13 protein-coding genes and 2 pseudogenes are annotated in these 14,706 nt (G+C 74.7%); 6 read left to right on the top strand and 9 right to left on the bottom strand.

Annotated elements, in window-relative coordinates; genetic code table 11:
* Positions 1-7 precede the first annotated feature (7 nt).
* The 3 genes from ACIRS1_RS33990 to ACIRS1_RS33980 all read left to right on the top strand — a co-directional run bounded on the left by ACIRS1_RS33990 (position 8) and on the right by ACIRS1_RS33980 (position 2,385).
* A complete protein-coding gene (locus ACIRS1_RS33990) occupies positions 8-712 on the top strand; it encodes an aspartate/glutamate racemase family protein (RefSeq protein ID WP_402846036.1) in 705 nt (234 codons plus the stop codon).
* 127 nt (positions 713-839) lie between these two features.
* Complete coding sequence (locus ACIRS1_RS33985; RefSeq protein ID WP_402846034.1) at positions 840-1,136, top strand: hypothetical protein; 297 nt, start codon at positions 840-842, stop codon at positions 1,134-1,136.
* A gap of 34 nt (positions 1,137-1,170) precedes the next feature.
* Positions 1,171-2,385, top strand: a complete 1,215-nt coding sequence (locus ACIRS1_RS33980) for a DUF5958 family protein (RefSeq protein WP_402846032.1) — start codon at positions 1,171-1,173, stop codon at positions 2,383-2,385.
* 42 nt (positions 2,386-2,427) lie between these two features.
* On the opposite strand, the gene ACIRS1_RS33975 is transcribed toward ACIRS1_RS33980, so the two are convergent.
* The 8 genes and pseudogenes from ACIRS1_RS33975 to ACIRS1_RS33940 form a co-directional block, all read right to left on the bottom strand.
* Positions 2,428-3,099 carry a tetratricopeptide repeat protein gene (locus ACIRS1_RS33975; protein WP_402846030.1) on the bottom strand — a complete coding sequence of 224 codons (672 nt, stop codon included), beginning with the start codon at positions 3,097-3,099 and terminating at the stop codon, positions 2,428-2,430.
* Positions 3,100-3,115: 16 nt separating this feature from the next.
* On the bottom strand, positions 3,116-3,445 hold the full coding sequence (locus ACIRS1_RS33970) for a cupin domain-containing protein (RefSeq protein WP_402846028.1): 330 nt from the start codon (positions 3,443-3,445) through the stop codon (positions 3,116-3,118).
* A 158-nt stretch (positions 3,446-3,603) separates the two neighbouring features.
* A complete protein-coding gene (locus ACIRS1_RS33965) occupies positions 3,604-4,503 on the bottom strand; it encodes an aminoglycoside phosphotransferase family protein (RefSeq protein ID WP_402846099.1) in 900 nt (299 codons plus the stop codon).
* Between the two features lie 173 nt (positions 4,504-4,676).
* Entirely contained in the window at positions 4,677-5,069 is a 393-nt protein-coding gene (locus tag ACIRS1_RS33960; protein ID WP_402846097.1) for a hypothetical protein, read from the bottom strand.
* A 4-nt stretch (positions 5,070-5,073) separates the two neighbouring features.
* The gene (locus ACIRS1_RS33955) at positions 5,074-5,739 is read right to left on the bottom strand and encodes an HAD family hydrolase (RefSeq protein WP_360213012.1); all 666 of its coding nucleotides are present in this window, start codon (positions 5,737-5,739) and stop codon (positions 5,074-5,076) included.
* Between the two features lie 165 nt (positions 5,740-5,904).
* A pseudogene (locus ACIRS1_RS33950) lies at positions 5,905-6,630 on the bottom strand (putative Ig domain-containing protein); the annotation flags it as partial.
* Positions 6,631-6,834: 204 nt separating this feature from the next.
* Positions 6,835-7,431 (bottom strand): annotated as a pseudogene (locus ACIRS1_RS33945) (serine protease); the annotation flags it as partial.
* Between the two features lie 337 nt (positions 7,432-7,768).
* Positions 7,769-8,740, bottom strand: coding sequence for a hypothetical protein (locus ACIRS1_RS33940; protein ID WP_402846026.1), 972 nt, complete (start codon positions 8,738-8,740; stop codon positions 7,769-7,771).
* A gap of 161 nt (positions 8,741-8,901) precedes the next feature.
* Between ACIRS1_RS33940 and ACIRS1_RS33935 the strand changes: the two genes are divergently transcribed.
* A complete protein-coding gene (locus ACIRS1_RS33935) occupies positions 8,902-10,023 on the top strand; it encodes an alpha/beta hydrolase-fold protein (RefSeq protein WP_360213008.1) in 1,122 nt (373 codons plus the stop codon).
* Positions 10,024-10,196: 173 nt separating this feature from the next.
* Positions 10,197-12,782: a glycosyltransferase family 39 protein gene (locus ACIRS1_RS33930; RefSeq protein WP_402846024.1), complete on the top strand. Its 2,586-nt coding sequence runs from the start codon at positions 10,197-10,199 to the stop codon at positions 12,780-12,782.
* Positions 12,783-12,885: 103 nt separating this feature from the next.
* Here ACIRS1_RS33930 and moaA read toward each other — a convergent pair whose 3' ends face one another.
* Positions 12,886-13,881, bottom strand: coding sequence for a GTP 3',8-cyclase MoaA (gene moaA / locus ACIRS1_RS33925; RefSeq protein WP_360213004.1), 996 nt, complete (start codon positions 13,879-13,881; stop codon positions 12,886-12,888).
* A 146-nt stretch (positions 13,882-14,027) separates the two neighbouring features.
* On the opposite strand from moaA, the gene ACIRS1_RS33920 reads away from it, so the two are divergent.
* Positions 14,028-14,639, top strand: a complete 612-nt coding sequence (locus ACIRS1_RS33920; RefSeq protein WP_402846022.1) for an NTP transferase domain-containing protein — start codon at positions 14,028-14,030, stop codon at positions 14,637-14,639.
* The last annotated feature ends 67 nt before the right edge of the window (positions 14,640-14,706 follow it).

Genomic DNA, 14,706 nt, shown 5'->3' with positions numbered 1-14,706 from the left:
CTTGCCCATGAAGACCCTCGGCCTGATCGGCGGCATGAGCTGGGAATCCACCGCCGAGTACTACCGCCACCTCAACGAACTCACCCGGGAACGTCTCGGCGGGCTGCACTCCGCACCGCTCGTGCTCTACTCCGTCGACTTCGCCACCGTCGAACGGCTGCAGGCCGAAGGACGCTGGGAGGAGGCCGGCGCCCTCCTGGCCGAGGCCGCCCGCGCGCTGCAGGCCGCGGGCGCCGAACTGCTGCTGATCTGCACCAACACCATGCACAAGGTCGCCGACCAGGTCGCCGCGGCCGTCCGGGTGCCGCTCCTGCACCTCGCCGACGCCACCGCACGGGCCGCCCGCACGGCCGGCCTGCGCCGGGTCGGACTGCTCGGCACCGCCTTCACCATGGAACAGGACTTCTACCGCGGCCGGCTGGCCGCCGGCGGCCTCGACGTCCTCGTCCCGGACCCGGAGGGCCGCGCCCTGGTGCACCGGGTGATCTACCAGGAGCTGTGCCTCGGCGTCGTCCGCGAGGAGTCGCGGGCCGCCTACCGCCGGGTGATCGAGGACCTGGTCGCCGCCGGGGCCGAGGGCATCGTCCTGGGCTGCACCGAGATCGAACTGCTCGTCCGCCCCGAGGACAGCCCCGTCCCGCTCTTCCCCACCGCCCGGCTGCACGCCGAAGCCGCCGTCGAGGCCGCCCTGGCCGGCGGGGGCACGGACTGACGGAGCCGCCCCGTCAGGCCGTGGCCCGGTCGCGCCCCGCCGCCAGGGCGGGCGGAACGGCACCGGTCGGCGGGGAGGCCGCCACCGCGCGCTCAGCCGCTTCGGCGCCCCGCGCTAGGCTCCCGCCGTGACACAGAGCGAACTGCTGGTCGACATCCGCGAGTACACCGTCGAGTCGCTGACGGACCTCCGCGCGGCACTCGTCGCCGTCAACCACGAGGCCCTGCACCACTGGCAGGGCCGCAGCCTGGACGCCCTCTGGGACATCATCGAGAACCGGGGCTTCTCCGACCTGCTCGACTCCCACGACGTCCTGGTCGTCCGGGCCCGCCGCAGCGCCTTCCTCTCCCCGGAGCACCCGCTCGGCCGGACCCTGCTGGAGCTGTTCCACGACGCCACCCACGCCCGGCTGGAACTCTGCTGACCCGGCTCGCGCGACGGACGAAGGGGGGCGGACCGTGACCCGGGAACTGCCCGAGCGGCACGTGGTCCTCAACGAGCTGGCGCAGGGCCTGCGGCCGCTGGCCCAGGGGATCGACTGGTTCGACGGGCTGCCCGGCGAGGAGCAGCGGCTCGCGCTGCGGGACCTCGCCGCGTTCGCCGTACAGGCCCGCGCCACCACCGAGGACGGCGTGGCCGCCGTCCGCCCGGCCGGGCTCAAACCGACCCACACCCCCTCGGTGCTGCTCTCCGGCGGGCGCATCGAGCACCGGCTGGGGGCGGTCGCCCGCCTGGAGCCGCCGCACGAGCGGCGCAAGGCCTTCCGCCTGCTGGTCCACGTGCTGGCGCTCGCCAACGCCCGGCGCCGGGAGCGCTTCTGCCGCGACGGCTGCTCCCACGCCTGGCACCGGCTGGGGCCCGCCCGGCCGCCGGGCGCCACGTCCGGCACCACGGACTGGTCGCGGCTCACCCACGCGTACGGCACCGCCGAGGACGTCCCGGTCCGGCTCGCGCGCCTCGCCGCCGACCCCACCCCGCAGGGCTGGGACGCCCTCTGGTCCGCCCTGTGCCCCGACGACACCGTCCACCCGGCGGGCTTCGCGGCGCTGCCGGGACTGCTCGACATCGCGGGCGGGCTCGACCAGCAGCGCACCCTGCCCGCCCTGGCCCTGGCCGGTGCCATCGTGGCGGGTGCCGACCAGCCCCACGGGGCCGGCGACGTCCGCGCCCGGTACGCCACCGAGATCGCCGCCCTGCGCGCGCTGGCCGAGGAGCACCGGCGGACGGCCCCCTGCGTGCGGGACTACGCCGCCTCCCTGGACGCGCAGTTGAGCCTCGAGGGCGGTCCGGCCTGGGCCGGGGAGCTCACCCTGGGGATCATCGTGCAGCAGTACGAGCTGACCTGCCCGGCGTGCGCGGCGGAGGTCCTGGTCGTCGTCGGCGACCGCGGCCGGTACTCCCGCCCCGGCGGCCGGGCCCTCGCCACCGCCGGTGCCGACGCCGGCTCGGCCGGCCACGCCGCGACCCACCCGCTGCGACCGGCCGACCCGGCGGCCCTCCGCGGCACCGCCCGCCGCCTGTACGACCTGGCGGTCGCCGACCACCGGCCGGCCGTCGCGGCCGTGCTGGCCTGCGCGTTCGGCACCGCGACCTGCCCGGGCTGCGGGGCGGACTTCCCGGTGGCCGAGCGGATCGCCGCGGCCGCCGGGGAACCGGGGACCGCACCGGCCTGACTCCCTGACCGCCCGGGGCCGCGCGCCGCGCCTTCGCCCGGGTCAGACCCCGTCCGAGCCCCGCTCGAGCCCGAGGTCCGTCCGGGCTCCGGTGATCCACCCGAGCACGCCGTACGCGTCGGCGTCCTCCGCGAGCGCGGTGGCCTCGCGCAGCAACTCGGCCGCTTCCGCACGCCGTTGCTCCTGCCCGGCGATGTAGGCGAGGCCGACCAGGTTGGCCGCGACGCCGGGGGCGAAGTCGGCGTCGCGCCGCAGGCGGGTCGACTCCTCCAGGTGGGCGCGGGCCTCCGGGAGGCGGCCGGCCATGTGGTCGAGGATGCCGAGATGACGCAGCGCGTAGGAGGCGGTGAGGGTGTCGCCGGCCCCGCGGGCGAGGTCCAGGGAGCGCCGGAGCAGAGGCTGGGCGGTGTCGTGGTCCCCGCGCACCACCTGGTGGTAGGCGGCGATCCAGAACAGCGCCTCGCCGCGGCCCCGGTCGTCGCCGAGCCCGGCGTAGAGCCGCTCCGCCCGTTCGAAGAGCGCCAGTTCCTCCTCCGGCTCCTCCTGCCGGGCCACGAAGCGGGCGTGGACCACCCGGCCGCGGGCCAGGGCGAGATCCGCCTCGACCGCGTCAAGGCACCGGTCGGCCCGGGTCAGTGCGCCGGTGTCGCCCCCGAAAACCGCTTGCTCGTAGAGCCGTTCGGCTTGCTGCACACGATCGTCGATTCCGGTCATGGGGCGATCGTATCGATCACCCCTCCCCCGGGCCCGCCGTCTCGACGATCAGCAGACTCCCCCGGCTCCCCGCCCGGACCGCGTGCCGCGCCCCCGCCGGCACCACCACCAGCTCTCCCGAACGCAGCGTCATGTCGGCCTCCTCGACGGACAGTTGCAGCACCCCGTCGACGACCAGCAGCACCTCGGCCGCGGCGTGCGACTCCACCGGCAGCTCCCGCCCGTCCATCCGCAGCAGCTTCACCTCGGCGGCCCCGACCAGCCCCAGCACCCGGGACTGCCAGGCCTGCGGCAGCCGGGCCGCGCACTCGTTCACGTTCACGTTCACCAGGTCGACCGGGTTCACGGCATGCCTCCCCGCGGTCCGCCCGCCCGGTGGGGGGAGGCGTCCGCGCATCGCGTTCAGTGGATGCCGACGACGCTACCCGCCCGGCGCCGCCCGTTGGTCGACCGTTCGGTAAAGACTGCCGGACCGCTCCGTGCGGCCCTCGCTCCCGCGAGGTGCTACGCGTGCCGGCCGACGGCCGGCGAGGCGTGCTCGGCCAGCACCTCCGCGATGACGTAGCGGGCGATGTCCGCCATGACGGGGTTGGTCTCCCGGTAGTAGTCCAGTTCGGCCACCGCGATCGACAGGGCCCAGCCCCGGCCGCGTGCCCAGGCCGCGTCGTCGGCCCCCACCGCCGCCCGGAAGTCGCCCCGGACGGCCGCCGGGAGCACGTACCAGGCCGGGATCAGGTCGACGGCCCCGTCCCCCAGCCCGGCGCACCCGAAGTCGATGACCGCGCTCAGCCGGCCACCGGAGACGAGCAGGTTGCCCGGCTGCAGGTCGGCGTGGATCCAGACGGGCGGGCCGGACGGCCCCGGGGCCTCCAGGGCCGCCTCCCAGGCGTCGGTCGCGGCGCGGGTGTCGACGATCCCGCGCAGCCCCGCGATCGCCGCCCGGGTCTGGCCGTCCCGTTCCGCGAGGGGCTCGCTGCGGTAGGCGGCGGGGCCGCCCGCCGGGTCCACCCGGTGCAGGGCACCGACGAAACCGGCCAGGTCGCCGGCCAGCAGCGCGGGCTCCTCGGCCCGGCCCGCCACCGGATTGGCCCCGTCCAGCCAGCGGAAGACCGACCACGGCCACGGGTACCCCGCGACCGGCCCGCCCACGCCAAGCGGTGCGGGGACGGGCACCGGCAGGGCCGGGGCCAGGCGCGGCAGCCACGCGTGCTCCTTGGCGATGTCCTCGGCGGCGGCCGGGATCCGCGGCAGGCGCACCACCATGTCCGCGCCGAGCCGGTACATGGCGTTGTTGGTGCCGGCCGAGTCGACCCGTTCGACCGGCAGGCCGGCCCACTGCGGGAACCGTTCGGCGAGCAACGCGCGCACCAGCGCCTCGTCGATGTCCCACTCGTCCGCGTGCATCGCGCCCATGCCTGTGGCTCCCCCTCGCTCGGTCCGGTCACGTGCCGGCGGCCGGGCTCACGCACCTGCGGGTACGGCCCGGCGGGCTCGGACCCCGTCCGGTGGACCGGGCCGGGCACGGGGCCCGAATCTTCCACCGGGGTGCCGGGCCCGCAACCGGATTTCGGCGGCCCTCACCCCCGCGCGGCGAGGTCCGTGCGGTCGGTGAGGCCGTGACGGCCGGCGAGGTCCCGGCCACCGGCGAGGTCCCGGCCACCGGCGAGGTCCTGACTGCCGGCGAGGTCCTGACTGCCCACCACCTTGAGCAGCCGCAGCGCCGCGTGCGAGGGCGTGCCGGGCGCCGCCGTGTAGAGGATCACCCACTGATCGCGGTGCGGGTCGTGCAGCGCCTCGCAGTCGAGGTCGAGCGGGCCGACCACCGGGTGGAGGATCCGCTTGCGGGTGGAGCGCCGGACCTCGACGTCCTGACGCGCCCAGAGCTCGCGGAACTCCGCGCTCGCGGCCACCAGGCGGTCGACCAGCCCGCGCAGCTCGCTGTCGGCCGGGTAGCGGGCGGCGTCAGGCAGACCCCTAGGCGGGCTGGACGGCCCCGGCGGCGATGAGGGCGGGCAGCCGGCGCATGTCGTCGAAGACGACGGTGTCCGGCCCCGCCAACCGCTCCGCGGGGGTCACGCCGCCCGCGTAGCCGAGCGAGCGCATCCCGGCGGCCCGGGCGGCCTCGACGCCCGGGCGGCTGTCCTCGACGACGATGCACGCGGCCGGGTCGACGCCCATGGACCGGGCGGCGTGCAGGAAGAGGTCGGGCCAGGGCTTGCCGCGTCCGACGTCGGTGGCGGAGAAGATCCGGCCGGCGAAGTGCCCGTGCAGGCCCGTCCGGCCGAGGGTGTGGCGCATCTTCTCGTGCGAGCCGCTGGAGGCCACGCAGGTGGGCAGGGTGATCGCGGCCAGCGCCTCGGGCAGACCGTCGACCGGGGTCAGTTCGGCGTCCACGGCCTCGGCGTGGAGCTCGACGAAGCGCTTGGCCCACACCTGCGCGGTCTCCTCCCCGAGCCGGTCGGCGACCAGCGTGTGGTTGGCCGCCTCGGAGCGTCCGACGAACCGCTCGATCGCCTCGGCCTCGGTCAGCGGCCAGCCCAGCTCCGCACCGAGGCGCAGCAGCACGCGCACGGCGATGACCTCGCTGTCCACGAGGACGCCGTCACAGTCGAATATCACCAGTTCGATCGGCTTGATCATCCCCACAGGATAGGCATCCGTCCGGACCGGCCACCGGGCGGCCCGGAGCCGGCCGGCGGTCGTTCGCCGACGTCACGGGCGCGGAGGGGGAGTTCACCGTCGATGCCGGGCCCGGCCCGCGGGGTCCGTGGACTCCGCGGGCCGGGCGCTCGAACCGGACGGGCCTCAGCCGGTCTGGACGGAGGTGTCGTCGATCACGAAGCTCGTCTGCAGCGAGGAGTCCTCGACGCCGTTGAACTTCAGGGTGACGCTCTGGCCCGCGTAGGACGAGAGGTCGAAGGTGCGCTGCTGGTAGCCGGCCGCGGCGTCCACGTTGCTGTAGGTCTTCAGCGTGGTGCCGTTGACCGAGAGGGTCAGCTTGTCGTAGGCGGTGGAGCCGGTCTCGGCGGTGTCGATGTGCAGCCAGAAGCTCAGCGTCGCCTTGCAGCCGGCCGGGATGGTGACGGTCTGGGCGAGCGAGTCGGTGTGGCTGGAGCCGTAGCCGTTCAGCCAGGCCTTCCAGGAGCCGCCGTGGGCCGCCTGCGAGGAGCTGTTGTCGACGACGCCGGAGCTGGTCGTCCACGGGGAGGCGCTGCCGGTCTCGAAGCCGGCGTTGCCGAGCAGCTGGGCCGGGGTGCAGGTGCCGCCGCCACCGCCGGTGACGGTCCAGGTGAAGCCCGCGGTGGCGGTCTTGCCGGCGGAGTCCGTGACCGTGACGGTCACGTTGGAGGTGCCGGCGGCGGTGGCGGTGCCGCTGATCAGCCCGGTGGAGGCGTTGATCGACAGGCCGGCCGGGAGGCCGGTCGCGCCGTACGACAGCGGGGCGGTGCCGCCGGAGGCGTTGATCTGCAGGTTGACCGAGCCGTTGAGCGCGGTGGACTGGTTGCCCGGGTTGCTCACGGAGACGGCGCTGCCGGCGGGCTTGGTGAGCAGGCAGCCGGCGACGTTGAGGTCGATGGCCCGGTTGGTGCCGAGGCAGGTGGTGAACCAGTAGGTCTCCTCACCGTAGCTCTGGCCCTTGAACGCCTTGGTGGTGCCGTCGGCGGCGACCTCGCAGGGGTTGTCGAGGGTGCACATCTCGCCGTTGTCGTTGCCGGTGTTGTTGATGCCGACGATCCGCCCGCTGGCGGAGTCGACGATCGGCGAGCCGGAGGTGCCGTGCGTGGTGTTGCAGCCGGAGCTGTAGCGCAGCGAGTCGTGCCAGGTCCACTGGTCCTCGCGCAGGGTGGGCACGAACCCGTTGACGGAGCAGTTCCACACCTGCTTCCAGTACGAGGAGGGTATGTACATGGCGGAGCCGTCGACCGGGTGGCTGTCGTTGATGGTCAGCGCGGTGGCGCCGTACTTGGAGCTGATCGAGGCGTAGGTGTCGGTGAGCTGGTAGAGCGCGACGTCGGTGCCGGTCATCGTCGCGTAGAGCACCTTGTCGGCCTGGACGGTGCCGAGGGTGTTGCCGGCGCCGTTGAGCAGGGTGCCGCTGCGGCTCGCGCTGGCGTTCTGGATGACCTGGCCCGCGGTGGGCATGGTCGGCAGGCAGTGGCCGTTGGTGAGCATGAGCGCCCGGTCGGCGGACACGGAGCTGGGGTAACGCACCAGCGACGCCGAGCAGTTGCTCAGGGCGATGGTGGAGGTCAGGTCGCTGGCCTGGACCGCGTGCGCGGGGGCGGCGGCGAGGGTCAGCCCGCCCGCGACGACGGCGCTCACACCCGCCATCGCGACAACTCTCTTCAGCATGGCTCTCCTTGTGGGGGATCGCGGGGTGTACGACTGGTCGCCGAGGCCCGCGCCGCACGAAAGTGCCATGGTCACTTCAAGCGGTCAACCGTCCTGACCGAACTCGCCACCGCCGATCGGCGGTCGTGCCACCCGGCGGGGGCCATCCGCCCCGGTATGCCCGTTACGCGCGCAGCCGACGGCACCCCCGGGCACCGCGGGTGCCAGGAGGTACCGACGAGAAGTCAGGACGCTTGCAGCGAAGACGAGTCGGGAGAATCCGTCCGACGGCCAGGACACCCGGCACCCCGACACCCCGGCACCGACGCCTGCGGGGCTACGGCTGCGGGAAGGAGTCCGCGTCCACGCTGTCGGTCTTCGCGTTGCCGCCCGCCGTCGGCTGGAGGGTGATCGACCAGGACGTCGCGGTGCGGCCGGTCTCGAACGCCAGCGTGTCCTGGAACTTGGTGAAGCGGCAGCTCTGCGTGAAGGCCTTCGCGTCGGAGTCCCAGTCCACGCCGCCGGAGAAGAACACCTCGTAGGTGCCGTCCTCGACGCCCTCGATGCTGGCCTTCGCCCCCTTGGCCACGTACACCGAGTGCACCGACTTGCCGTTCAGCGCGAGCGAGACCACCGCGTCCGACTTGCCGCCGTTGTCGACCTTGAACACGCCCTCGCCGCGCAGCCTCCCCTCCCGGACCAGGGTGCCGTTGTCCAGCGAGCGGGACTGCTGCTTCGGCGTCTGCGGCGCCGCGAAGGTCGTCTGAAAGCCCAGCGCCGCCATCTTCGCCAGGGCCGAACCCACCCCTGCCAGGCCCTCGGAGGCACCGAGCTCGGCCTGGGCCGAACCCAGCGCGCAGACCCCCTTGTTCTTGATGTCCTTGCGGACCCCGGCCGCGTCGGAGGAGAGCTTGGTCAGCGAGGCCACCAGCTCGGCCCGCGCCGTGGCGGCCTCCGGCGGCTCGCTCGCCCAGCGCAGGTCGGTGCCCGCGGTCGTCGCGGCGGTGTCGATCCTGCCGAGCAGGGTGTCGAACTCGCCCAGGGTCTTCGCCGTGGCCACCTGGGCCAGCGCCTTGGCGAGCGGGTCGATGCCCTTGGCGAGCACCGGGCCGTACGGCGGCCTGGTCGGGGTGGGGAGGGGTGTCGGGGTCTCGGCCTGCACCGGCACCGCGGTGACCGTCGCCGTGGACGGCCCAGCGGCCGCCCCGCCACCACCACCGCCACCACCGCCGCCCCCGGAGCACGCGGCGCACGCGGCGAGCAGCAGCGCGGTACCGACGGCCAGACCTGTCTTGCTGATGGACTCCATGGAACCCCGCCCCGGTGACGTCTCGTGCACACTGCGTGCACGACCCCGCCGCCATGGTGCCGACCCCGCCCAGGCCGGTCAACCGGATTCGCGGTTTCCGGCGGAAGGGCTACGTCAGGGGGCGTACGGGGGCGCCGACGGAGGTCAACTACGATCGGCCCGTGCTCAGTCTCACCGGCCTCCCGCTCCAGATCGCCGCCTCGGTCATCGCGATCCTCGTCTTCGCCGCCACCATGTGGCTCTGGCCGCGGTTCGGCGGGAAGGGCTGGAAGTCCTGGGCGGGCCGGATCGGCGCCTTCCTCGCCGCCCAGGTCTCCGTGCTGGTCGCGATGGGCCTGATCGCCAACGGCTACTTCGGCTTCTACAGCTCCTGGACCGACCTGCTCGGCACCAGCGGCGGCCTGGGCACAGTGGTCGACCACTCGCCCAACGCCTCCGGGGTGTCCGTCACCGGCGAGCAGAAGTTCTACTCCGCCCAGGGCTCGGAACCCGACCGCTCCGGGCTGATCCAGAAGGTCGACGTCAAAGGAGCGGGCAGCGGCCTGAGCAGCGAGGCCTACGTCTACCTGCCCCCGCAGTACTTCCAGCCGGACTACGCCAAGCAGCGCTTCCCGATGGCCCTGGTGCTCACCGGCTACCCCGGCACCCCGGAGAAGCTGATCTCGCTGATGCAGTACCCGGCGTCCACCCTCTCCGCGATCGAGCAGAAGAAGCTGCCGCCGACCATCCTGGTGATGACCCGCCCCACGCTCGTCGGCAACCGGGACACCGAGTGCGTCGACGTCCCGAACGGCCCGCAGGTGGAGACCTTCTTCACCAGCGACCTGCCCAAGGCCCTCGCCACCTCCTACCGGATCGGCACCGACCCGGCGAACCGCGCCGTGATCGGGAACTCCACCGGCGGCTACTGCGCCCTCAAGTTCGCGCTGCGCAAGCCCGACTCCTACCGCGCGGCGGTCGCGCTCTCCGGCTACTACAGCGCGGCCCACGACGAGACCACCGGCGACCTCTTCGGCGGCAGCGACCGGCTGAAGCAGGAGAACGACCTGCTGTGGCGGCTGAAGAACCAGCCGCCGGCCCCGGTCTCCCTGCTGCTGACCACCGCCAACGACGAGAACAACTTCGGCGAGACCCAGGCCATGGTCGGCGCCTTCAAGGCCCCGACCAAGATGTCCACCATCACCCTGGACACCGCCGGCCACAACTTCCACACCTGGACCCGGGAGATCCCCCCGGCCCTGGAGTGGCTGGGCAAGCACCTCTCGATGCCGCCCGCGGCGTAGCCGAAGCCCGGACCCGACAGGGGGCCGGCAGGGCTCCGGCCAGGTTCCGGCAGGGCTCCGGCAGGGCTCCGGCAGGGCTCCGGCAGGGTCGAACGGGGCGCGGTCCCGAGATCACACCCACCTCACAGCCGCGTCTCACGCTCCTCTCAGCCGCGCCACGCAGCGTATGGCGCATGACCACGACCAGCTACTCCACTCCGGCCGGGGACCCGTGGCCCGAGGCCGCGAACTTCCCGCCGCCGGAGGTGCCGCAGCCGGACCCCGCCCAGCCGGACCCGGCACCGCTCTTCCCCGAGCAACCCCTGCCGCCCACCGGTCCCAAGGGCGTCGCCTCCTGGTCCGGCCGGCTGCGCACCCTGCCCGCCCGCACCTGGCGCGGGCGGGAGGACGACCCGCGCTGGGTGCGCCCGGCCCTGCTGGCACTGCTGGCCGCCACCGCCGTCCTCTACCTCTGGGGCCTGAGCGCCTCGGGCTGGGCCAACGCCTTCTACTCGGCCGCCGTCCAGGCCGGCAGCCAGAGCTGGAAGGCCCTGTTCTTCGGCTCCTCCGACGCCGGCAACTTCATCACCGTCGACAAGCCTCCGCTGTCGCTGTGGCCGATGGCCCTGTCGGCGCGGATCTTCGGGCTCTCCTCCTGGTCCGTCCTGGCCCCGCAGGCGCTGATGGGCGCCGCCACCGTCGGCGTGCTGTACGCGACGGTGCGCAGACGCTTCTCCCCGCTCGGCGGTCTGCTCGCCGGGGCCGCGCTGGCGCTCACCCCGGTGGCGGCGCTGATGTTCCGCTTCAACAACCCGGACGCGCTGCTGGCCCTGCTGCTCACCCTGGCCGGCTACGGGCTGGTGCGGGCGATCGAGGCGGCCGGCACCCGGTGGCTGCTGTTCACCGGGGTGATGTTCGGCCTGGCCTTCCTCACCAAGACCCTGCAGGCCTTCCTGGTGCTGCCCGCCTTCGCGCTGGTCTACCTGGTGGTCGCGCCGACCGGCCTGTGGCGCCGGGTGCGCCAGCTGCTGCTGGCCGGCGCCGCGATGGTGGTCGCCGGCGGCTGGTGGGTGGCCGTCGTCGAACTGCTGCCGGCCTCCGCCCGCCCGTACATCGGCGGTTCGCAGGACAACAGCTTCCTCTCCCTCACCTTCGGCTACAACGGCCTCGGCCGGATCAACGGCGACGAGACCGGCAGCGTCGGCGGCGGCGGCCGGCTCCCGGCCGGCATCGAGGCACCGGCCGGCGCGATGCGCGGCGGCCGCGGCTGGGGCGAGACCGGCATCACCCGGCTGTTCGACGGCGACATCGGCGGGCAGATCGCCTGGCTGCTGCCGGCCGCACTGATCCTGCTGGTCGCCGGCCTCTGGGCGACCCGCCGCTACGGCCGGACGGACACCGCGCGCGCGGCGTTCCTGGTCTGGGGCGGGGCGCTGCTCTCCACCGCGCTGGTGTTCAGCTTCATGTCCGGCATCTTCCACCAGTACTACACGGTGGCGCTGGCCCCGGCCGTCGCGGCGCTGGTCGGCATGGGCGTGGACGGGCTGTGGCGGGCGCGGCACCGGTTGCCGTGGGCGCTGGTGCTGGCCGGCACCCTCGCGGTGACGGCGGTCTGGGCGTTCGTCCTGCTCGGGCGCAGCGGGGACTTCCTGCCGTGGCTGCGCTGGGCGGTGCTGGTCGGCGGCCTGGCCGCGGCGGTCGCGCTGGTGGCCGGGCAGTTCGCGGGCCGGGTCGACGGCAGGCGGGGGGCGCGGATCGCCTCCGTGTCGGGCCTGGTGGGCCTGGCGGCGGCGCTCGGCGGTCCGGCGGCCTACGCGGTGGACACCGTCGGCACGCCGCACACCGGCTCCATCGTGACGGCCGGACCGGCTGTGCAGGGCGCCTTCGGGCCGGGCGGCGGCGGCCGCGGCGGCAAGGGCTTCACCGGCAACGGCCGGATGTTCCTGCCGGGCGGGCAGAACGGCGGCGGGCAGAACGGCGGCAACGTCAACGGCGTCCCGCCGCAGGGCGGTGCCGGCGGGTTCACCGGCGGCGGCCAGAACGGCGGCGGGTTCCCGGGCGGCGGCTTCAACGGCGGTGCCCAGGGCGGCAACGGCGGCTTCCCGGGCGGCGGTTCGGGCAACGGCTCGGGCAACGGCAACGGCTCGGGCGGCTTCCCGAACGGCGGCGACGGCGGTCACCGGGAGCGCGGCAGCGGCGGCGCGAACGGCACCGGCAGGTCCGGCGGGGGCACCGGCGGCTTCAACGGCGGTGGGCAGAACGGCGGCGGCTTCAACGGCGGCAACGGGTTCAACGGCGGCCAGAACGGCGGCGACCGCTCGGGCGGCTTCCCCGGCCCCGGGGGCACGGGCGGCCCCGGGGGCATGGGCGGGCTGCTCGGCGGCACCAAGGTGAGCGACGAGGCGGCCTCCCTGCTGGAGGAGAACGCCGACCACTACACCTGGGCGGCTGCCACCAGCGGCTCGCAGAACGCGGCCAGCTACCAACTCGCCACCGGCAAGCCGGTGATGGCCCTCGGCGGCTTCAACGGCACCGATCCCTCGCTCAGCCTGGCCGGCTTCCAGAAGTACGTCCAGGACGGCAAGGTGCACTGGTTCATCGGCGGCGGCTCGGGCCGGGGCTTCGGCGCCGGCGGTGCCAACGGCGCCGAGGGCGGCCGGGGCGACGGCCGGGAGCAGGAGTCCGAGACGGCCCAGATCGAGAGCTGGGTGGCGAGCCACTTCACCGCGAAGTCGGTCGGTTCCACCACCTTCTACGACCTGACGGCCCCGCTCTCCTGACCGTCCCGCGCCCGGGGGCGCACCGCCGGCCGGCGGTGCGCCCCCGGGCGTGTTCGCGGCGGTGTTCCCCGGGTCCTCTCCCCGGGTCCTCCGCGGGGGCTCGTCAGCCGCCGATCGCGGACATCGGGCGGTCGGGCCGGACGAAGTCGGCGGAGTCGATGGCGTGCCCGGGCCCCTTGCGCCCGATGGTGGCCCGCCAGGCCTCCTCGATCCGGTCGTCGTCGGCGCCGCCGCGCAGCAGGGCCCGCAGGTCGGACTCCTCGGTGGCGAACAGGCAGTTGCGCAGCTGGCCGTCGGCGGTCAGCCGGACCCGGTCGCAGCCGCCGCAGAAGGGGCGGGTGACGGAGGCGATCACCCCGATGACGGTGTCGGTGCCGGCGATCCGCCACTCCTCGGCCGGGGCGTTGCCGTGCCGGCCGACCGGCACCAGGTCGAAGCGGGTGCCGAGTTCGGCCAGGATCTCGTCGGCGGTGACCATCGTCGCCCGGTCCCAGGCACCCTGGGCGTCCAGCGGCATCGACTCGATGAACCGCATCCGGTACCCGTGCTCGAGGGCGAACTCGGCCAGCGCGACGATCTCGTCCTCGTTCACGCCGCGCACCGGCACCGCGTTGACCTTCACCGGGTCGAGGCCGGCCGCCCGGGCGGCCGCCAGCCCGGCGAACACGTCCGCGATCCGGTCCCGGCGGGTGATCCGCGCGTACCGCTCGGGGCTCAGGGTGTCCAGGCTGACGTTCACCCGGTGCAGCCCGGCCTCGCGCAGCGCCACCGCCGTACGGGCCAGGCCGATCCCGTTGGTGGTGAGCGAGACCTCCGGCCCGAGCGCGGTGATCCGCCCGACGAGCGCCGGCAGGCCCCGGCGCAGCAGCGGCTCCCCGCCGGTCAGCCGCACCGAGGTGATCCCCAGCCGGCCGACGGCGATCCGCACCAGCCGCAGCACCTCGTCGTCGCTCAGCACCTCGGCCTTCGGCAGCCAGTTCAGGCCTTCGGCCGGCATGCAGTAGGTGCAGCGCAGGTTGCAGCGGTCGGTGAGCGAGACCCGCAGGTCGGTGTGGACCCTGCCGAAGCGGTCCAGCAGCGGGCGCGGTGCGGTGTTCATCGACCCAGTACAGGGGCTGGCGGGCCGCAGGGCCAGCGGCCGAACCACCGGGGACCGTCCCCGACCTGCGGGTTCGCCTTGTGCATTCGTACAACTGTGGCTTCCTACGGCTGCGGGCGGGCCGCCCGGGCGGGCAGGCTGGGTCCATGCAGACCACCGAGACCCCACCCGGCCCCGTCACCGCGCTGGTGCTCGCCGCGGGCGGCGGCCGGCGCCTGGGCGGGCGGCCCAAGGCCCTCGTCCGGTACGCGGGCCGGCCCCTGGTGGAGCACGCGGTGGCCGTGGTGCGGGCCGGCGGCTGCCCGGACGTGACGGTGGTGCTCGGCGCCGAGGGCCACCGGGTCCGTTCGACGGCGCACCTGCCGGGCTGCCGGCTGGTGGACAACCCGGACTGGGCCGAGGGCATGGGCTCCTCGCTGCGGGCCGGCCTGGCGGCGCTGGCACCCGGCACGTCGGCGGTGCTGGTGATGCTGGTGGACACCCCCGGCGTCACCCCGGCCGCGGTGGCCCGCCTGCTGGCCGCGCACCGGGCCGGTGCCGAGCTGGCCGCCGCTGCCTACGACGGGCGGCGCGGACACCCCGTGCTGATCGGCGCCCGGCACTTCGCGGAGGCGGCCGCGGGCGCCCGCGGCGACGCCGGGGCCCGCGCGCTGCTGGCCGCGCACCGGGCGGCCACCACGCTGGTCGAGTGCGCCGACGTCGCCGTCCCGGACGACCTGGACACCCCCGCCGACCTGGCCCGCTGGGCGGCCGGCTGACCCTCCCGCCCCTCCGGGTGCCCGAAGCACCCGGAGCCCGCACGGACCGGGCGCACACCCCTGATCC

The organism is Kitasatospora sp. NPDC101176 (assembly GCF_044768035.1).
Classification (GTDB): Bacteria; Actinomycetota; Actinomycetes; order Streptomycetales; family Streptomycetaceae; genus Kitasatospora.
This window is presented reverse-complemented; position numbering and strand designations above follow the sequence as displayed.

Bases quoted from the DNA above. Each gene is read 5' to 3' on its own strand.
- moaA (WP_360213004.1), bottom strand. From the start codon at position 13,881: ATGAACACCGCACCGCGCCCGCTGCTGGACCGCTTCGGCAGGGTCCAC.
- ACIRS1_RS33930 (WP_402846024.1), top strand. From the start codon at position 10,197: ATGACCACGACCAGCTACTCCACTCCGGCCGGGGACCCGTGGCCCGAG.
- ACIRS1_RS33940 (WP_402846026.1), bottom strand. From the start codon at position 8,740: ATGGAGTCCATCAGCAAGACAGGTCTGGCCGTCGGTACCGCGCTGCTG.
- ACIRS1_RS33975 (WP_402846030.1), bottom strand. From the start codon at position 3,099: ATGACCGGAATCGACGATCGTGTGCAGCAAGCCGAACGGCTCTACGAG.
- ACIRS1_RS33955 (WP_360213012.1), bottom strand. From the start codon at position 5,739: ATGATCAAGCCGATCGAACTGGTGATATTCGACTGTGACGGCGTCCTC.
- ACIRS1_RS33990 (WP_402846036.1), top strand. From the start codon at position 8: ATGAAGACCCTCGGCCTGATCGGCGGCATGAGCTGGGAATCCACCGCC.
- ACIRS1_RS33965 (WP_402846099.1), bottom strand. From the start codon at position 4,503: ATGCACGCGGACGAGTGGGACATCGACGAGGCGCTGGTGCGCGCGTTG.
- ACIRS1_RS33920 (WP_402846022.1), top strand. From the start codon at position 14,028: ATGCAGACCACCGAGACCCCACCCGGCCCCGTCACCGCGCTGGTGCTC.